This window comes from Rhizobium leguminosarum (assembly GCF_001679785.1).
GTDB classification, from domain to species: Bacteria; Pseudomonadota; Alphaproteobacteria; order Rhizobiales; family Rhizobiaceae; genus Rhizobium; species Rhizobium leguminosarum_R.
The window spans coordinates 1,836,237-1,853,238 of the sequence record NZ_CP016286.1 but is presented as its reverse complement, the minus strand read 5'-3'; the positions used below and the strand labels follow the sequence as shown (position 1 = coordinate 1,853,238).

The following is a 17,002-nucleotide window of genomic DNA, read 5'->3' as shown; positions in this document are numbered from 1 at the left end:
TCGGAGTTTCAAAGAGCCGTGGCAAGGGCGCAAAGAGTGGCGATCTCGCAAATTTGTTGCGTTGCGCCCAAGGTATCGCCGGTGTGGCCGGCAAGCTTGCGGCGGATGAAAGCAGTGAAGGCGAGCCCTGCGATGCCGGTGGCGAGCAGGCTTGCGACCAGCGGCCGCAGGCCGAATGCGGGCCAGATCAGAAGCGCCGCGACGAGGCCGGCTGAGGCGAGCGCAAACTGCATCGCCGCCTCGTCCGGCTGGCCGGTCGAGGCGGCCACGCCATCAGCCTTTGCCGGTGCCAACCGCTGCCAGTGCCAGGCGATGGCGCCGCGGCTGAGAGCCGCGACGGCGGGAATGGCGAGGGCTGTCGTGAGCGGCGAGGAATGGCGGGCGATCACAGCAATCGCGGCTGCGCGGATCGCGAAGGAGAGGATCAGCGCTATCGCGCCATAGGTGCCGATCCGGCTATCTTTCATGATGAGGAGGCTCTGTTCGCGGCTCTTGCCGCCGCCGATGCCGTCGGCCGTATCGGCCAGACCGTCCTCGTGCAGCGCGCCGGTGACGAGGACCTGGACGGAAAGCGCGATCAGGGCTGCCATCAGCGGGTCCGCACGCAGCCCCAAAAGCAGGAGGAGGGCGAGTGCGGGGATGAAGCCGATGACGATGCCGGCAAAGGGAAAGGCGCGCACCAGCCGGCCGAGCCTGCCGTCATAACCTTTGAACAGCGATTGCGGCATGGGAATGCGGCTGAGGAAGGCGACGGCGCGGGCGGTATCGACCGCATAGTCCTTGATCTTCATTCTGCTTCATTCTGCCGGAGGTCTCGGCTTATGGTCGCGGCGGCGCTTTTGGAGTTGTTCGCCTCGTCCGCCCGCTTTAAGAGAGTGGCCACCCGCAAAGAAGCTGATTTGCGGGAAAAAAACAAGAATACCCGGATTCATAGGAAAACCGCACAGATGAGCGTTTCAGGCCTGCCGTTCGACGATTTCCGTACCCTGCTCCGTGACCTGCCGGGGCCGGATGCCCGCGCGCTGGTGGCGGCGCGCGAACGTGACGCGCAGCTGACCAAGCCGCCGGGCGCGCTCGGACGGCTCGAGGAAATCGCCTTCTGGCTTGCTGCCTGGACCGGCCGCACACCTGCCGTCAACCGGCCGCTGGTGGCGATCTTTGCCGGCAATCACGGCGTCACCAGGCAGGGAATCACGCCCTTTCCGCCAACGGTGACGCAACAGATGGTCGAGAACTTTGCAGCCGGCGGTGCTGCAATCAACCAGATCTGTGTCGCCTATGATCTCGGGCTGAAAGTCTTCGATCTGGCCCTCGATTATCCCACCGGCGACATCACCGAGGAGGCAGCGCTTTCCGAGCGCGATTGCGCCGCGACCATGGCCTTCGGCATGGAGGCGATCGCCGGCGGCACCGATCTGCTTTGCATCGGCGAGATGGGCATCGGCAATACGACGATTGCTGCGGCGATCAACTATGCACTCTACGGCGGCTCGGCGCGCGACTGGGTGGGACCCGGCACCGGTTCGGAAGGCGAAATGCTGGAGCGCAAGATCGCGGCGGTGGAAAAGGCGGTGGCGCTGCATGGCGACCATCTCGACGATCCGCTTGAGATCATGCGTCGGCTTGGCGGCCGCGAGATCGCGGCGATGGCCGGCGCCATCCTTGCTGCGCGCATGGAACGCATCCCGGTGCTGATCGACGGTTATGTCGCGACCGCGGCGGCGGCGATCCTGAAAGCCGCCAATCCGTCGGCACTCGATCATTGCCTGATCGGCCATGTTTCCGGCGAGCCCGGGCATTTGCGCTCGATCGAGATGCTCGGCAAGACGCCGCTTCTGGCGCTCGGCATGCGGCTCGGCGAAGGCACCGGTGCGGCGCTTGCCGCCGGTATCGTCAAGGCGGCCGCCGCCTGTCATTCCGGCATGGCGACCTTCGCCCAGGCAGGTGTGTCGAATAAGCATTAAGGCCGCGGTCGGCGCCGTCGATCCGCACGCGTTCGCTTGCGCGCCTCAAGTGGATTCGGTATTTGCGTATTCGCTCATCAAAGAGGAGACGGCAAAGCCTCTCCCGGTCTGTGATGCAACGGGAAGAGGAGGAGGCATCTTGACGAAGCCTGCGGTGACGAAAGAGACCGGACTTCGGCATTTCATCGCCGCTGCCAGCTATTCCTGGGCGGGCTTCCTGCGGGTGCTGAAAGAGGCGGCCTTCCGCCAGGAACTCGGCTTCTTCGTCGTTTCGATCGCGGCGCTGGCGCTGGTGGGAGCTACTGCGGGCGAGATCGTCGTCGCTGTGCTTCTGTTTCTCGGGCTCTTTTCGATGGAGGCGATGAATACCGCCGTCGAAGAGGTGATCGACCGGATTTCACCGGAGATTTCAATCGTCGGCAAACATGCCAAGGATCTCGGCTCCTTCGCGGTGACCTGCATGATCGCCGCCTGCTGCCTCTATCTCGGCTTCGTCCTCGGCAAGCACCTGTTCTTTGGATCCGGATGATTTCACGCTGGATCGGCCGGTGTCATCCGGATCCAAGTCTAAAAATTGAAGCATGATGTTGCCCGAAAACCGCTCACACTTTTCGGCATCATGCTTTCGCTGAATCAGGCAAAACTCTTGCGCTTGCGCGCGACGGCCTGAGCCTCCTCGACGGCCGGCAGGCTCTGGAGCACGCGCTTGGCGGGCAAGATAGCGATGACCTCGGTGCCCTCGCGAAGCTTCGATTTTAGCAGGAACTGTCCGTCATGCTTGGCAAGGATCGCCTGGACGATCGGCAGGCCGAGGCCGGTGCCCTGTTCGGCGCTCTTGATGGCGATCGAGCCCTGGCCGAAGGCCGACAGGACGACGGGAATCTCTTCTTCCGGAATGCCGGGGCCATTGTCCTTGATCGAGATGTACTGGCCGCCGCCGGCGGTCCAGCCGACCTTGACGTGGATCTCGCCGCCTTGCGGCGTGAACTTGACGGCATTGGAGAGAAGATTGAGCACCACCTGGCGCATCGACTTCTCGTCTGCCCAGATGGCCGGCAGCTGCCGCTCGAACTGGTCCGAAATGGCAATGTTCTTGGCGCGGGCGCGCAGTTGGACCATGCCGATGCAATCTTCGGTGATATCGAGCAGCGATATCGCCTCCTCGCTCAGCTCGTATTTGCCGGCCTCGATGCGCGACAGGTCGAGGATCTCATTGATGAGATCGAGGAGATGCTGGCCTGAACGGTGAATGTCGCCCGCATATTCCTTGTAGGTCGGATTGGCGAGCGGCCCCATGACCTCGGCCGACATCACCTCGGAAAAGCCGAGGATGGCGTTGAGCGGGGTTCTGAGTTCGTGCGACATGGAGGCAAGGAAGCGGGACTTGGCGAGGTTTGCCTCTTCGGCGCGACGGCGAGCCTCGTCCGACATCGATTTAGCCACTTCCAGCTCGGCGATCAGGTCGTCCTTCTCCGATTGGTAGGAAAGGATTCTGAGGTTCGACTTGAAGAGCCGGTCGCTGATATAATTGAAGAAGACGAGGGTGGTGGTGAAGAGCCCCGTGAGGCTGATTTCGAGCAGGTCGCGCGACAGGCCGCTCTTGGCGGCAAGCGCCAGGACCGCCGGCGAGAAGGCGGCGAGCACGGCGGGCGTCAGCATGAAGTTCGACATGGCCGTGACGGAGAGCGCGATCAGCAGCGTAGCGCCCTTATAGAGAATGAAGCTCGACGGATCGCAGGTGTCGCAGCCCTGCAGCGCGAAGACGGCCCAGCAGCAGCCGAGCAGGCACTGGCCGAGCAGCAGCAGGCGGCGCCATTTGCGGGCGTTCTCGGAGGTGATTTCCTGCCGGCGGGCGCGCCGCGCCAGCAGGATATTACCGGCGTGACAGGTGAGCGTCAGCAGCGCCCAGAAGAGCAATTGCGTATTCTGGGTGAAATAGACGCCAAGCGCGGTGATGATGACGACGAAGAGCGGCATGATCGTCGCGCCCTGCAGCACCGATGCCACGTACATGTTGAGCACGTCACGATCGAAGGAGGAATTTGACGCATGACCGGACTGAAGACGTTCGCGCGTCTGCCGCACGGCCTTGGAAACGGCCTTGTTGCGGTGGCTGCGCGACCTGTCGACGATGATCTTGTCGGTCGATGTGCTTACGCCGGTACTCATGTGCACGTTGAAACTTCATCCCAGGGTGGATAAGAGCTTAACCGACAATTCTTAAGAAGATGTTTGCCATCTTTGCCAAGGATTTGTTTTTTAAGGAGGCAAAAGCGTGACACGGGGCCTGCGCCTGATTCGCGACGGCGTGACCGCTTTTGCCATGCTGGCGCTCGTCGCGCTAATCGCCGCCAAGCTCAACGATGCAGCAAAAATCGAGCATATGGGCGCCTTTCATGCTGCCGACGGCGACAGCCTGACATTGGGAGACGAACGTTTGCGCCTCGAAGGTATCGATGCGCCGGAGCTCAACCAGAGCTGCGAGCGGGCGGGGAAGGCCTGGGCCTGCGGGCGCGCGGCGCGCGCGGCGCTGCAGGACATGGTGCTGGCATCGGGAACGCTGTGTCAGGGCAGCCGGCGCGACCGCTACGACAGGCTGCTCGTCATCTGCCGCAGCGGGGCGGGCAGCGACATCAATGCCGCCATGGTGCGCCGGGGCATGGCCATTTCCTATGACGGTTATGGCAAGGAGGAGGCCGAGGCGAAGACTCAGAGGGCGGGTCTCTGGGCCGGGACTTTCGAGCGGCCGCGCGATGTGCGCGATCATGCGCGCCAGAGTTCCGGTTTCGATGGCGCTCTGCGCTTCATCGGGCAGATCGTCGGGTGGGAGTAAAGCCATGAGCGACGAAGCCATGCTGGAGATGCTGCGGCATGAGATCGCCTCCTGTCGCATCTGTCGCGACGCGCCGGCGAAAGGCCTCGAATACCGGATGCCGCACGAGCCGCGGCCGGTGGCGGTGATCTCATCGAGCGCGCGCATCCTGATCGCCGGGCAGGCGCCCGGGCTTCGGGTGCATGAGAGCGGCCTGCCGTTTGACGATGCATCGGGCGACCGGCTGCGATCATGGCTCGGCGTTGACAGGGCAAGCTTCTATGACCGCGACCGATTCGCCATCGTGCCGATGGGCTTCTGCTTTCCCGGCTATGATGACAAGGGCGCGGATCTGCCGCCGCGGCGCGAATGCGCACCGTTCTGGCGGCAAAGAGTGATCTCGGCCATGCCGCAGATCGAACTGGTGCTGGTCATCGGCCAATATGCGCAGGCCTGGCATATGGCCGGCGAAAGGCAGGACAATATGACCGAGACGGTGCGGGCATGGCGCGACAGTCTTCTGTCCGACCGATCGCCGGCGGTGCTGCCGCTGCCGCATCCGAGCTGGCGCAATAGCGGCTGGCTGAAGCGCAATCCCTGGTTCGAGAAAGAATTGCTCCCGGTCCTGCAGGATCGGACGAAAATGCTGCTTTCCTGAAACAAAATTCTTTTCGTTGCGCGGAATCGAGTTATACAAAGAAAATAATTCGAAAGGACTGCTGTGCGCATGGATCGCCTCGACCGAAAAATACTGCGTCTTCTGCAAGAAGATTCGACGCTTGCCGTTGCCGATCTCGCCAAGAAAGTGGGGCTTTCGACGACGCCGTGCTGGCGGCGCATCCAGAAGATGGAGGAAGACGGCGTCATCAAGCGCCGAGTCGCCATTCTGGATCCGGAGAAGGTCAACACCAAGGTCACCGTCTTCGTGTCGATTCGCACTGCCACTCATTCGATCGAATGGCTGCGCCGCTTTTCCGAGGTGGTCGCCGAATTCCCCGAAGTGGTCGAATTCTACCGGATGAGCGGTGATGTCGACTATCTCCTGCGAGTCGTCGTGCCCGATATCGCCGCCTATGACGCGTTTTATAAGCGGATGATCGCCAAGATCGAGATTCGCGACGTTTCCTCCGCCTTTGCGATGGAGCAGATCAAGTATTCGACGCAACTGCCGCTCGACTACATGATTCTCGACAATGCCAAGTCCAACGAGGATTGAGGTCAAGCGTGCGGCGTGACCGCACGCGACACCGCAAAGTCCAGCGGGCCTCATACCAGGCGTGAGTCTGCGACCTCGGATATGCCGGTTGGGAGGCGACTTGTGACATTCTGGCCGGACGGGGAATGCCGGTTCGGCAAGACCGAGTTTGGGGATGTGCGGTCGCCCAACTGAAAAAAGCCTCAAAAATAGCGAAAAAACGCTCAAATCGCCCCTAATTCCTGGAAAAATGAATAGCCTGGTAAGGATTCCGGGGTTATGGTCGATGTAACCAATGGGCGATGTGTCATAATTTTGTCTCATTGGTATCGAATTCAGGACACCATGTTCCAAACCGCCACCTTGATTGTGCTTGTTAGCTGGCGGTAGAGTTTATGCGCTTCACCAGTATGTTCGACGGGGTTCGGACGGTGGAGAATTTGACAAATGGGGTGTAGCGTGTGCGGCTTGCGATGGAGGATCTCCGTCGCGGAGCCGTTTTGCATGTTTTTTGTATAAATATTTGAAATTGTTGTATAAAAATCACGTTGCCGGGGAAAGTAGCCCGTGAGAAGCCATCTGGCGTATATCTACAATTGCTTGATAGAGCCTTGTATGTGATGACGGTTTGGCGGTTCGATCGATCCGCACGCCGAGATGGCTGTTCAAACTGGGCCGGCTTCAAATCGACTACCCGATCTGAAGCCAGCCCCGATCGACAAAGGAATGGATTGGTAAATGAACATCAGAATGGTTTTGCTTGCATCAGCAGCAGCATTTGCTGCATCGACGCCGGTTCTTGCAGCTGACGCTATCGTTGCTGCCGAGCCGGAACCGGTTGAATATGTTCGCGTCTGCGACGCTTACGGCACCGGCTACTTCTACATCCCGGGCACCGAAACCTGCCTCAAGATCGAAGGCTACATCCGTTTCCAGGTCAACGTTGGCGACAACCCAGGTGGTGACAACGACTCTGATTGGGATGCAGTGACCCGCGGTCAGGTTCAGTTCACGGCCAAGAGCGATACCGAGTATGGTCCGCTGACCGGCGTCATCGTCATGCAGTTCAATGCTGACAATGCCACCGATCAGGACGCCATCCTCGACTCCGCTTACCTCGACGTCGCGGGCTTCCGCGCCGGTCTGTTCTACAGCTGGTGGGACGATGGTCTCTCCGGTGAAACCGACGACATCGGCTCGGTCGTAACGCTCCACAACTCGATCCGTTATCAGTATGAAAGCGGCACTTTCTACGCCGGCCTCAGCGTCGACGAACTGGAAGACGGCGTTTATCAGGGTGACGTGGATCCCGTCACCGGCCTCCTTGTTCCGAACGATGGTCCGAACAATGTCGGCGTTGCCTTCGGCATCGGCGGCACTGCCGGCGCATTCAGCTACCAGCTCACCGGTGGCTGGGACGTAGACAACGAAGACGGCGCAATCCGCGCTATGGGTACGGTTGAAATCGGTCCCGGTACGCTCGGCCTCGCTGCTGTGTACTCTTCCGGCCCGAACTCCTACTACTCGACGGCTGAATGGGCAATTGCTGCCGAATACGCCATCAAGGCAACCGACAAGCTGAAAATCACCCCGGGCGCTCAGTACTACGCCAACTACATCGGCGGTGCAGGCTCGTTTGACACCGTTCCTAGCGATTACGACGGTGCCGGTGATGCCTGGAAGGTCGGTCTGACGGTTGACTACCAGATCGTCGACAACTTCTACGCCAAGGCTTCGGTTCAGTACCTCGATCCGGAAGATGGTGAGGACTCCACTTCGGGCTACTTCCGCCTGCAGCGTTCGTTCTAATCCACTTGGTGGATGCTCCCGGTCTTCGGATCGGGAGCACTTCAATCAGTTTCTGATCCGAGTGACCTCCGATCAGCTACGGGGACGGGTCCGGTCTTCCCTGCCGGACCGTCCTTGCAGTGTTTTTTTGCGTGCAGGCTTCAAGGCAGTCAATCACGATGCCTCCAGGTGAGCCGAACCGATGCGGTGCGCATTGCACATGGGCATTCCGCCAGCCTCGCTTCTAGAGGCACCCCGTTTTTCCATTTTCTAACGAGTTGGATCCACCGATAGAATTGTCGTGCGGACGGCTATTTGTGTCCGTTCTCCCAAACAGCGTTGACTCACAGCGCCAGGCATCCTTATTCGAGCCGGCATCCCGCCTTATCTCAACCGTGCCAATAGTTTTTCGCCGGCCAGCTCCCTGACGGCATCCTTGCCGATCCAGCGGGCGGTTTTATCGGGACTTTCCGCCAGGATCCTTGCGAGCGCCAGGGCCGGCGCATGGCAGGCGAGGTTGCGCTTGCCGATGCTGCGCAGCGCCCAATTCACCGCCTTGCGCACGAAGTTTCGCGGGTCGCCGGCTTGGGCCTCGATCAGCGGCAACCAGGCGAGGATGGTCGCATCAGGTTCCTTCTTCAAGTGAACCGCGGTACCGGCAATCATGGCGAAGGCTGTGCGCCTAATAAATTCGCGCTCGTCGGCGGCGAAGTCTGAGATGAGCTCGTCCAGCCCGGCCTCGACGAAGAGATCGGCGGCGCAATCGACGATCTCCCAGGAGTTGAAATCATCTGCCCAATGTCGGGCTTCTTCCGTCGTCAACCGCTTCGGTTCGGCTGTGTAGAGGGCGAGCAGGCGGGCTTCGCGGATATCGCTTCGCCAGAGCTGCATTGCCCTGAGGTGATCCTTCTTCGCCAGTCTGGCGACCGCCCTTATATCGGGATTGGAGATGCCGAGGGCGCCGCCGGTAACGATGCCGAAGCGCGCCATGCCGGCGACATTCTCCTCCGAACGCAGCGTTTCGAGATGCGCGATCAACTCTGCCGCATCGGAGGAGGGGCCGATCATTTCTCGAGGCGGGCGAGCAGCGAGGATGTGTCCCAGCGATTGCCGCCCATTGCCTGCACGTCGCCGTAGAACTGATCGACGACGGCGGTGACCGGCAGTTTGGCGCCGTTGCGGCGGGCTTCGGTGAGCACGATGCCGAGATCCTTGCGCATCCAGTCGACCGCGAAGCCGAAGTCGTATTTGCCTGCGTTCATGGTTTTGTGGCGGTTTTCCATCTGCCAGGAACCAGCCGCACCCTTGGAAATCACCTCGACGACCTTTTCAATATCGAGGCCGGCGCGCTTGCCGAAATGCAGCGCTTCGGCAAGTCCCTGGACGAGGCCGGCGATGCAGATCTGGTTGACCATCTTGGTCAGCTGGCCCGAGCCTGCCGGCCCCATCAGGCCAACCATGCGGGCGTAGGCGTCGATGACAGGCCTGGCGCGTTCGAAGACGGCCTCGTCGCCGCCGCACATGACGGTCAGGATACCGTTTTCGGCGCCGGCCTGGCCGCCGGAGACGGGAGCGTCGATGAAGTCGACGCCTTTTTCCTTGGCCGCGGCATAAAGTTCGCGGGCGACTTCAGCGCTGGCGGTGGTGTTGTCGATCAGCACCGAACCGGGCTTCATGCCGTGTAAAGCGCCGCTCTCGCCCGATGTCACCGAGCGGAGATCTTCGTCATTGCCGACGCAGACGAAGACGAAATCGGCACCGGCGGCGGCCTCCGCCGGGGTGGGGGCGGCGTGGCCTGAAAATTTCTCGGCCCAGGCGGCGGCTTTTGCCGGCGTGCGGTTATAGACGGTGACATCGTGGCCGCCTTTCGTCTTCAAATGCCCCGCCATAGGGAAACCCATGACGCCGAGACCGATGAACGCGACTTTTGCCATATGTCCTATCCTTTTCCTCAAAGTGTAGGCCCGAGGATTAACCGAAACGGCGGGAGCAGAAAAGCCCGTGAAGACGGACTTCCTTCCGATTGACGCATATGAGGCTGGCTACCGTTCGGCCGAGCCCTAGATTGGAGGGAAGGCATTATGTTCCGGGGGTGACATGACCGAAATTCCGACGATCAAGCCGCGGCGCAAAGGCCGTAGCGGAATGCAGGCGATGCTTATTCCATCGCAGCAGATGGTCGCAGCGCAGATTCGATCGGCACCGGAAGGTGTCCTCACCGAATTAGGCACTCTCCGCCGCCGTCTCGCCGCTCAATACGGGGCGGACGCCTGTTGTCCGGTGACCGTGCAGCGGCATTTGCGTGCGATCGCCGAGTTGTCATTCGGCGCGCTGGAGAAGGGCGAGCCGGTTTCGACGATTACGCCCTATTGGCGCATGGTCAATCCCGCAAGCCTGCTTGCGAAGCGTCTTGCCGGCGGCCCCACCTTCATCCGTGAGCGCCTGGCCGCCGAAGGTCGGAGTGAGCCGGGATAATAGGCAGCATAAGGGCGCGCGAAAAAATTCCGCTTAAGGGCGATTCTCGGGCTGCAAAATTTCAGCAAAGGCCGAATGTCGCAAATAAAATTGTCGATCTAAATTATAGATTTCATCATCATGATGCTGGTAACTGACAGGTCGACCAGCCCGAAAACAGGCCCGACGCCGTTCAAGAAAGGAATAGTCATGATTTCACGTCGACAAACGCTCGGGCTTTTCGGAGCCGCTGCGGCCACGGCAATCTTGCCGGCCGTCAAGCCGGCACGCGCTGCCGCCAGCGAGTTGCGCATCGGCTGGCAGAAGAACGGCGTGCTGGCGCTCGCCAAACGCCGCGGCGCGCTTGAGAAGCGGCTTGCCGACCGCAGCATTGCGGTCAGCTGGTCAGAATTTACCTCCGGCCCGCCGCTTCTCGAAGCGCTGGGCGCCGGCGCTCTCGATTTCGGCGCGACCGGCGATGTGCCGCCGCTCTTTGCCCAGGCGGCCGGCGGGCAGCTCTATTATGTCGGGCTCTACAAGGGCAGCCCGGCAGCGTCGGCCATCCTCGTGCGCAAGGATTCGCCCATCAGGACGCTTGAAGATCTCAAGGGCAAAAAGGTTGCCTTCAAACGCGGCTCCAGCGCGCATAACGTAACCGTCAAGGTTCTGCGCCAGGCGGGGTTGAAGCCCGAAGATGTCGAGCAGCTCGATCTTTCGCCGCCGGATGCTGCGGCCGCCTTTAAGAATGGCAGCATCGACGCCTGGTCGATCTGGGATCCCTATCTGGCGATTGCCGAAGCCGATCCGGAGACGCGTATCCTGACGACCGCCGAAGGCATCGTCGACTCCTACAGTTTCTTCCTCGCCAATCGCGATTTCATCGAAGCCAACGGGCAGGTGGTCGTCGATGTGATCGATGAGCTTGCCAAGGTCGGCACGTCGGCCCAGAGCAATCTCGACGAGACGGTGAAGGAACTTTCCGAGATCACCGGCGTGCCGGTTGACGTGACACGCGTGACATTGACGCGAAAGGGTGCCGATCTCGGCAGCGTCTCGACCATCACCGATGCCGCCGCCGCCTATCAGCAGGCGCTCGCCGACGAGTTCTATGGGCTCAGCATCCTGCCGAAGAAGCTTACGACCGGCGATATCGTCTGGCGTCCCAAGGCAAGCTGATTTTCCGGCCGGGCCAAGATTTCCGCGAGGCGGCATGGAGAGGGCCTCCATGCCGCCGAACCGGAAAAATATTCCCCAAAACGGATTACAATAGAAAATTGATATTGTCGATCTAATTGGTGGTCTATGTCAGTATCCGATGATCAGAGCGGGACACAGGGCATCGACCAGCCGCCTTCTGATCGACAGGGATATTTCAGATGCTCACGCACAGATGGATAGTCCACCTTCTTACAACCGCCAGCGCGATCCTCCCAAGCATTCGCGCGGTGGGGACGTCGAGAGGGCGGAGAGTCTGCGCGTCGCCGCTTGCCGGGGCCATTTCTACCGCGCGAGTTGATTTTCGAATTCCGCAGCTAAAGGACCGTCTTTCATGACCACCATCTCCCATACAGGCACATCCGAGCCGATCAATTTCCTCTGGTTCATCCCGACATCGGGCGACGGCACTTATCTCGGCTCCTCCGAGCTCAACCGTGCACCCGAGATCGGCTATCTCACGCAGATCGCCCAGGCCGTCGACCGGCTCGGCTATTCCGGCGTGCTGCTGCCGACCGGGGTTGCCTGCGAGGAATCCTTCGTGACGGCCGCAGCCCTTGCCGCCAAGACTGAGAAGCTGCAGTTCCTGGTGGCGATCCGCCCGGGCACGGCGTCTCCGGCCTATTACGCGCGTCTGGCGACGACGCTCGACCGAATCTCTAACGGCCGCCTGCTGCTCAACATCGTCGTCGGCGGCAGTCCGGCGGAGCTTGCCGGCGACGGCATCCATCTCGAACATGACGAGCGTTATGCTCATGCCGAGGAGTTCTTCACCGTCTTCGAGGAACTGCTGGAAAAGGGAACGGCAAGCTTCGACGGCAAATACATCAAGGCAACCAATGCGCGCCTCGGCTTTCCCTCGGTGCAAAACCCGCGTCCGCCGCTCTATTTCGGCGGCTCGTCGGATGCCGGCATCGATTTCTCCGTCGGACGCGTCGACAAATACCTGACCTGGGGCGAGCCGCCGGCACAGGTTGCCGAGAAGATTACCAAGGTGCGCAAGGCCGCCGGCGAGCGCGGCCGCGAGGTGAGCTTCGGCATTCGCCTGCACTTCATCGTGCGCGAAACCGACGAGGAGGCATGGGAGGCGGCCGAGCGGCTGATCCGCCATCTCGACGACGACACGATCCGCGAAGCGCAGGAGCGCTTCGTTCATGAGTCCGACTCGGTCGGCCAGAAGCGCATGGCTGCCCTTCACGGCGGCCGGCGCGACAAGCTCGAAGTCTCGCCGAACCTCTGGGCCGGCGTCGGCCTGGTGCGTGCCGGTGCGGGCACGGCGCTGGTCGGCTCGCCGAAGACGGTGGCCGCGCGCCTTCGCGAGTATCAGGAGATCGGCATCGATACGGTGATCGGCTCCGGTTATCCGCATCTGGAAGAGGCCTATCGCGTCGCCGAACTGCTTTTCCCCGAACTCGGCATTACCCGCGAGCAGCAGCGCCTGGGCTTCAACAACGAGTTCGGCCGCAAGCAGGTCTTCGCAGGCGGCAGCCATGGCGGCAATCTGAAAGTCGTCTCCGGCTCCTGAACTCGAACGAAGACGCCGAGCGTGACACCATCGCAAGCCGCTTACGGCTTGCGACATCCTGCTCCCGATAAGCGCGAGGACAATCCCATGTCGACTTTCGATACTCCATTCGTACGATCGGTCGCTTCCGAAAAAGCCGGGAAGGCGGGGCTCCGCCTGCCGCTGCCCGGCCTGGAGAAGCTGACGCCCTATCTGGTGCCGGTGGCGATCGTGGCGTTCTGGCAGCTTGCCTCCTCGGCCGGCTGGATCTCATCGCGCATCATGCCGTCGCCGGCCGATGTCGGCCTTGCCTTCTGGTCGACGACGGTTTCCGGCCAGTTGCCGAATGACGTGCTGGTGAGCGCCGGCCGCGCCTTTGCCGGCCTTCTCGTCGGCGGCTCGATCGGCTTCCTGCTCGGTATCGCCAATGGCGTATCGCGCATCTCCGAACAGCTGACGGATACGACGCTGCAGATGCTGCGCACCATTCCGCATCTGGCGATGATCCCGCTTGTCATCCTGTGGTTCGGGATCGGCGAGGAATCGAAGCTGTTTCTCACGTCGCTCGGCGTGCTCTTCCCGGTTTATCTCAACACCTATCACGGGGTGCGCAATGTCGATCGCGATCTGATCGAGATGGGCAAAGTCTATGGCATGGGCAACTGGACGCTTTTCCGCAAGGTGATCTTTCCTGGTGCGCTGCCGTCGATCTTCGTCGGCCTCAGATATGCGCTCGGCATCATGTGGCTGACGCTGATCGTATCGGAATCGATTGCCGCATCGTCAGGCATCGGCCATATGGCCAACAATGCCCGCGAATTCATGATGACTGACGTCGTCGTGCTCGCCCTCGTCATTTATGCCGTGCTCGGCAAGCTTGCCGATGTCATCGCCCGGGCGCTGGAGAGGCGGCTGCTCGCCTGGAACCCGGTCTATCAGAAATAGGAGAGACGCCGTGACATCGATCGCAGATGAGCGTTTTCACGCCGTCGCCGAAGAAGAGCCAGCTTATGCGCGCGAACACGCGCCGGCAGTGGGCCGCAGTGCGTCCGCGGCGATCAGCCTGACGGGGCTTGAAAAGAGCTTTGGGGCCAACCGCGTGCTGCGCGGCATCAATCTGCATATTCCGGCCGGCGAGTTCGTCGCCGTGATCGGCAAGAGCGGCTGCGGCAAGAGCACGCTGCTGCGCATCCTGATGGGCCTCGACGAACCGAGCGCCGGCGAGCTGCATTTCGAGGATGCCGACGGCGCGCAGGTGAACCCGAACGCGCGTATCGTCTTTCAGGAGCCGCGGCTGCTGCCCTGGCTCAGTGTCGCAGACAATGTCGTCGTCGGACTCGGCGACGGCATCGACAGCCGGGCGGCGGCGAAGGCGGCCGATACCGTGCTTGCCGAAGTCCAGCTTGGCGAAAAGACCGGGGAATGGCCGGCGCGGCTTTCCGGCGGGCAACGGCAGCGCGTGGCGCTGGCGCGGGCGCTGGTCAGCCGGCCAGGCGTGCTGGCGCTCGACGAACCGCTCGGCGCCCTCGATGCGCTGACGCGGATCAGCATGCAGGAACTCATCAACCGTGTCTGGCACGAACTCGGCTTCACCGCAGTGCTCGTCACCCATGATGTCAGCGAAGCGGTGCATCTCGCCGACCGGGTCATCGTGCTCGACGAGGGGCGGATCGCACTCGATCTTCCCATTCCCTATCCGCGTCCACGCCGGCACGGCCATCCTGGCCTCGCCGAGCTGGAAGGCCGGCTGCTTGCTGCGATTCTCGGCACCGACGGCGGCCATTGATCCCAAGGCTATTCGCGACGCTGCATGACCTCGGCATAGGCGAGGCGTGTCCGCGCGAGCATGCATGCCCAATGGCGAAAATGTATAGCCGCTTGGGTATGTGAAACTTACTCGCCTCTGCCAAGCGCGCTGCCACGCGCACTAGATGCAGCAATAACTATTTTCTCGAGGTATTTTACGTCCAGCTTGACTCACTCATATCTCCATGGCTATACATAAATCCATAGCCAACGGGGTATGGATTGTAGATGTCGGACACCCAGGATGTGCTCTTCAGAACGCTCGCCGATCCGACCCGGAGGGCTCTTTTCGAACGGCTGTGCCGCGAAGGGGAGAAGACGGTCGGGGCTCTGACGTCTCGGGCCGGGGTCTCGCAACCGGTCGTCTCGAAACATCTCGGAATCCTCAAGCAAGCCGGATTGGTGCGCGACCGCCATGAAGGTCGCCAGACCCACTATAGCGCCCAGCTCGGTGCGCTGGCGCCACTGGTCGACTGGACGAGTGAGATGGCGGGCTTTTGGCAAAATCGGTTCGACCAGCTGGAAGATCTATTGAAAAGGATGGACCAATGACCGAAATTTCAAACGAAACCCGTTCCGTCATCGTCGAACGAGAGATCCCTTTTCCGCCGGAAAAGATCTGGCGCTCGCTCACCCAGCCGCATCTTATCGCGGACTGGCTGATGAAGAACGATTTCGTGCCGGTCGTGGATCACCGTTTCAAGCTGAGCGCGGATTGGGGCTCCGTCGATTGCCAGGTCCTGGAAGTCGAGCCGAACAAGACCCTGTCTTACACCTGGGCTGCCTATGATCTCGAAAGTGTCGTCACCTGGACTCTCACGCCCACGGGTGCGGGCACGCAGCTGCGCATGGAGCAGTCGGGCTTCCGGCCGGATCAGCGGCAGGCTTACGGCGGCGCCAAAAGCGGTTGGCAGCAGTTCTTCGCAAAGCTGGAGCAGGTGCTCACGCGCATCGAGTGAGATCGCTGCCAAAACGGATCACGCCATCCGCTTCGCTTGTTTTCGCAGGAGGTTCCCTTGAATTGGAATAATTGGCTTCGGCAGATCCACCGTTGGCTGTCCATTGCCTTTACGCTGGCCGTCATAATTAATATCATCGCAATGGTGCAGGAGAAATCGTCCGTCCGGGTGGGCCTCATGGCGCTGCTGCCGCTGACCTTGCTCCTGCTCACCGGTCTCTACTTGTTCGCGCTGCCATATGCCACCAGGTGGCGCGGCGCAGGACGCAGCGGAGGGTAGGAGTGAAGGCAATGTCCGGGAAGACATCCAAGACCGCGGCAAAGCTCACGAAGAAGACAGCCGCCAAGCCTGATACTGTGGAGCCGGTCCTTCTCTCGGGTGGCAACCCTCAGATCGCCAAGGGTTACGGCGACGCTCCAGTGCAAGCCTACATAGCCGCCATGCCCGGCTGGAAAAGCGATGTCGGGCGCCGTCTCGACGCGCTCATCACGCGCACGGTGCCCGGGGTGTATAAGGCCGTGAAATGGAACTCGCCTCTCTACGGCATGGAAGGGCAGGGCTGGTTCCTCGGTGTCCATTGCTTCGCGAAATATATCAAGGTCGCTTTCTTCCGCGGCACGTCGCTCAGTCCCATCCCGCCAGGCGAGTCCAAACAAAAGGAAGTGCGTTACTTCCACATTCATGAGGAAGACCAACTCGACGAGGCTCAGTTCGCCGCCTGGGTCGAGCAGGCCAGCCAATTGCCCGGCGAACGAATGTGAGCGGACGTCAAGGCACCAGCACTTAAGGGATGGAGGGGAAGATATCGATGAAAAAAGTCACGGCAACCCTGAAGAAGAGCGACTCCAGCGAAGAGAAGGGCGGAGACTCTCCTTCTCGTTTGATCGACGCGAGAATTGAGGAGTTGAGCGATTGGCGCGGCGAGATGCTCGCTCGGGTCCGAACTCTCATCAGGCAGGCCGAGCCCGACGTGGTCGAGGAATGGAAGTGGAGAGGCGTTCCGGTGTGGGAGCACGCCGGGATCATCTGCACCGGCGAGACCTACAAAAGCGTGGTGAAACTGACCTTCGCCAAAGGCGCCTCGCTGGAGGACCCTTCAGGCCTTTTCAACTCCAGCCTTGACGGCAACACCAGGCGAGCCATCGATTTCCATGAGGGCGACGAGATCGACGAGGAGGCGTTGAAGGCGCTCATTCGCGGTGCTGTCGCACTCAACACCTCAAAGCGGGCTGCGGTTCGTCCTGCCGGCTCGGGCAAGAAATCAAGCAGCGCTTGAGGCTTGGCTTATTTCGCCTGAAACGCGTC

Annotated in this window: 20 protein-coding genes; 16 read left to right on the top strand and 4 right to left on the bottom strand. The window is 61.2% G+C overall.

Annotated elements, in window-relative coordinates:
• Nucleotides 1–8: 8 nt before the first annotated feature.
• Complete coding sequence (locus tag BA011_RS09285) at nucleotides 9–791, bottom strand: adenosylcobinamide-GDP ribazoletransferase (protein ID WP_065280229.1); 783 nt, start codon at nucleotides 789–791, stop codon at nucleotides 9–11.
• A gap of 156 nt (nucleotides 792–947) precedes the next feature.
• Here BA011_RS09285 and cobT point away from each other — a divergent pair, with 156 nt between their 5' ends.
• Together cobT and BA011_RS09275 are read left to right on the top strand one after the other, a co-directional pair.
• Complete coding sequence (cobT, locus tag BA011_RS09280) at nucleotides 948–1,964, top strand: nicotinate-nucleotide--dimethylbenzimidazole phosphoribosyltransferase (RefSeq protein WP_020050292.1); 1,017 nt, start codon at nucleotides 948–950, stop codon at nucleotides 1,962–1,964.
• Between the two features lie 139 nt (nucleotides 1,965–2,103).
• Complete coding sequence (locus BA011_RS09275) at nucleotides 2,104–2,493, top strand: diacylglycerol kinase (RefSeq protein WP_020050291.1); 390 nt, start codon at nucleotides 2,104–2,106, stop codon at nucleotides 2,491–2,493.
• A 104-nt stretch (nucleotides 2,494–2,597) separates the two neighbouring features.
• Here BA011_RS09275 and BA011_RS09270 read toward each other — a convergent pair whose 3' ends face one another.
• On the bottom strand, nucleotides 2,598–4,133 hold the full coding sequence (locus BA011_RS09270) for a sensor histidine kinase (RefSeq protein WP_065280228.1): 1,536 nt from the start codon (nucleotides 4,131–4,133) through the stop codon (nucleotides 2,598–2,600).
• 106 nt (nucleotides 4,134–4,239) lie between these two features.
• Here BA011_RS09270 and BA011_RS09265 point away from each other — a divergent pair, with 106 nt between their 5' ends.
• From BA011_RS09265 to BA011_RS09250, 4 genes are all read left to right on the top strand, one after another.
• The gene (locus BA011_RS09265) at nucleotides 4,240–4,797 is read left to right on the top strand and encodes a thermonuclease family protein (protein ID WP_065280227.1); all 558 of its coding nucleotides are present in this window, start codon (nucleotides 4,240–4,242) and stop codon (nucleotides 4,795–4,797) included.
• 4 nt (nucleotides 4,798–4,801) lie between these two features.
• Nucleotides 4,802–5,434, top strand: coding sequence for a uracil-DNA glycosylase family protein (locus BA011_RS09260; RefSeq protein WP_065280226.1), 633 nt, complete (start codon nucleotides 4,802–4,804; stop codon nucleotides 5,432–5,434).
• A 69-nt stretch (nucleotides 5,435–5,503) separates the two neighbouring features.
• Nucleotides 5,504–5,992, top strand: a complete 489-nt coding sequence (locus BA011_RS09255) for an Lrp/AsnC family transcriptional regulator (protein WP_003540387.1) — start codon at nucleotides 5,504–5,506, stop codon at nucleotides 5,990–5,992.
• A gap of 717 nt (nucleotides 5,993–6,709) precedes the next feature.
• Nucleotides 6,710–7,780, top strand: a complete 1,071-nt coding sequence (locus BA011_RS09250; RefSeq protein ID WP_065280225.1) for a porin — start codon at nucleotides 6,710–6,712, stop codon at nucleotides 7,778–7,780.
• 363 nt (nucleotides 7,781–8,143) lie between these two features.
• Here the strand turns inward: BA011_RS09250 and BA011_RS09245 are convergent, their stop codons facing one another.
• Together BA011_RS09245 and BA011_RS09240 are read right to left on the bottom strand one after the other, a co-directional pair.
• A complete protein-coding gene (locus BA011_RS09245) occupies nucleotides 8,144–8,827 on the bottom strand; it encodes a DNA alkylation repair protein (protein ID WP_065280224.1) in 684 nt (227 codons plus the stop codon).
• Nucleotides 8,824–9,693, bottom strand: a complete 870-nt coding sequence (locus tag BA011_RS09240) for an NAD(P)-dependent oxidoreductase (protein ID WP_065280223.1) — start codon at nucleotides 9,691–9,693, stop codon at nucleotides 8,824–8,826. The genes BA011_RS09245 and BA011_RS09240 overlap by 4 nt, the downstream gene beginning before the upstream one ends.
• A gap of 163 nt (nucleotides 9,694–9,856) precedes the next feature.
• On the opposite strand from BA011_RS09240, the gene BA011_RS09235 reads away from it, so the two are divergent.
• From BA011_RS09235 to BA011_RS09190, 10 genes are all read left to right on the top strand, one after another.
• Nucleotides 9,857–10,234 (top strand): hypothetical protein, encoded by a 378-nt coding sequence (locus BA011_RS09235; RefSeq protein WP_065280222.1) that lies wholly within the window; start codon nucleotides 9,857–9,859, stop codon nucleotides 10,232–10,234.
• A gap of 189 nt (nucleotides 10,235–10,423) precedes the next feature.
• Nucleotides 10,424–11,389 (top strand): aliphatic sulfonate ABC transporter substrate-binding protein, encoded by a 966-nt coding sequence (locus tag BA011_RS09230; RefSeq protein WP_065280221.1) that lies wholly within the window; start codon nucleotides 10,424–10,426, stop codon nucleotides 11,387–11,389.
• 373 nt (nucleotides 11,390–11,762) lie between these two features.
• Nucleotides 11,763–12,953 (top strand): FMNH2-dependent alkanesulfonate monooxygenase, encoded by a 1,191-nt coding sequence (gene ssuD, locus BA011_RS09225; protein ID WP_065280220.1) that lies wholly within the window; start codon nucleotides 11,763–11,765, stop codon nucleotides 12,951–12,953.
• 87 nt (nucleotides 12,954–13,040) lie between these two features.
• A complete protein-coding gene (gene ssuC, locus BA011_RS09220; RefSeq protein WP_065280219.1) occupies nucleotides 13,041–13,877 on the top strand; it encodes an aliphatic sulfonate ABC transporter permease SsuC in 837 nt (278 codons plus the stop codon).
• Nucleotides 13,878–13,887: 10 nt separating this feature from the next.
• A complete protein-coding gene (locus BA011_RS09215; protein ID WP_065280218.1) occupies nucleotides 13,888–14,718 on the top strand; it encodes an ABC transporter ATP-binding protein in 831 nt (276 codons plus the stop codon).
• Nucleotides 14,719–14,966: 248 nt separating this feature from the next.
• Nucleotides 14,967–15,290, top strand: coding sequence for an ArsR/SmtB family transcription factor (locus tag BA011_RS09210; RefSeq protein WP_065280217.1), 324 nt, complete (start codon nucleotides 14,967–14,969; stop codon nucleotides 15,288–15,290).
• The gene (locus tag BA011_RS09205) at nucleotides 15,287–15,697 is read left to right on the top strand and encodes an SRPBCC family protein (protein ID WP_065280216.1); all 411 of its coding nucleotides are present in this window, start codon (nucleotides 15,287–15,289) and stop codon (nucleotides 15,695–15,697) included. The genes BA011_RS09210 and BA011_RS09205 overlap by 4 nt, the downstream gene beginning before the upstream one ends.
• A gap of 57 nt (nucleotides 15,698–15,754) precedes the next feature.
• Complete coding sequence (locus BA011_RS09200; RefSeq protein ID WP_065282471.1) at nucleotides 15,755–15,976, top strand: hypothetical protein; 222 nt, start codon at nucleotides 15,755–15,757, stop codon at nucleotides 15,974–15,976.
• 11 nt (nucleotides 15,977–15,987) lie between these two features.
• Entirely contained in the window at nucleotides 15,988–16,458 is a 471-nt protein-coding gene (locus BA011_RS09195; RefSeq protein WP_065282470.1) for a DUF1801 domain-containing protein, read from the top strand.
• A 47-nt stretch (nucleotides 16,459–16,505) separates the two neighbouring features.
• Nucleotides 16,506–16,973, top strand: coding sequence for a DUF1801 domain-containing protein (locus BA011_RS09190; protein WP_065280215.1), 468 nt, complete (start codon nucleotides 16,506–16,508; stop codon nucleotides 16,971–16,973).
• The last annotated feature ends 29 nt before the right edge of the window (nucleotides 16,974–17,002 follow it).

What these genes read in the sequence shown, in the direction of transcription:
- BA011_RS09250 (WP_065280225.1), top strand. Translation starts at nt 6,710, where the DNA reads ATGAACATCAGAATGGTTTTGCTTGCATCAGCAGCAGCATTTGCTGCA.
- BA011_RS09195 (WP_065282470.1), top strand. Translation starts at nt 15,988, where the DNA reads ATGTCCGGGAAGACATCCAAGACCGCGGCAAAGCTCACGAAGAAGACA.
- cobT (WP_020050292.1), top strand. Translation starts at nt 948, where the DNA reads ATGAGCGTTTCAGGCCTGCCGTTCGACGATTTCCGTACCCTGCTCCGT.
- BA011_RS09255 (WP_003540387.1), top strand. Translation starts at nt 5,504, where the DNA reads ATGGATCGCCTCGACCGAAAAATACTGCGTCTTCTGCAAGAAGATTCG.
- ssuD (WP_065280220.1), top strand. Translation starts at nt 11,763, where the DNA reads ATGACCACCATCTCCCATACAGGCACATCCGAGCCGATCAATTTCCTC.
- BA011_RS09270 (WP_065280228.1), bottom strand. Translation starts at nt 4,133, where the DNA reads ATGAGTACCGGCGTAAGCACATCGACCGACAAGATCATCGTCGACAGG.
- BA011_RS09210 (WP_065280217.1), top strand. Translation starts at nt 14,967, where the DNA reads ATGTCGGACACCCAGGATGTGCTCTTCAGAACGCTCGCCGATCCGACC.
- BA011_RS09190 (WP_065280215.1), top strand. Translation starts at nt 16,506, where the DNA reads ATGAAAAAAGTCACGGCAACCCTGAAGAAGAGCGACTCCAGCGAAGAG.
- BA011_RS09205 (WP_065280216.1), top strand. Translation starts at nt 15,287, where the DNA reads ATGACCGAAATTTCAAACGAAACCCGTTCCGTCATCGTCGAACGAGAG.
- BA011_RS09235 (WP_065280222.1), top strand. Translation starts at nt 9,857, where the DNA reads ATGACCGAAATTCCGACGATCAAGCCGCGGCGCAAAGGCCGTAGCGGA.
- BA011_RS09260 (WP_065280226.1), top strand. Translation starts at nt 4,802, where the DNA reads ATGAGCGACGAAGCCATGCTGGAGATGCTGCGGCATGAGATCGCCTCC.
- ssuC (WP_065280219.1), top strand. Translation starts at nt 13,041, where the DNA reads ATGTCGACTTTCGATACTCCATTCGTACGATCGGTCGCTTCCGAAAAA.
- BA011_RS09230 (WP_065280221.1), top strand. Translation starts at nt 10,424, where the DNA reads ATGATTTCACGTCGACAAACGCTCGGGCTTTTCGGAGCCGCTGCGGCC.
- BA011_RS09240 (WP_065280223.1), bottom strand. Translation starts at nt 9,693, where the DNA reads ATGGCAAAAGTCGCGTTCATCGGTCTCGGCGTCATGGGTTTCCCTATG.
- BA011_RS09245 (WP_065280224.1), bottom strand. Translation starts at nt 8,827, where the DNA reads ATGATCGGCCCCTCCTCCGATGCGGCAGAGTTGATCGCGCATCTCGAA.
- BA011_RS09285 (WP_065280229.1), bottom strand. Translation starts at nt 791, where the DNA reads ATGAAGATCAAGGACTATGCGGTCGATACCGCCCGCGCCGTCGCCTTC.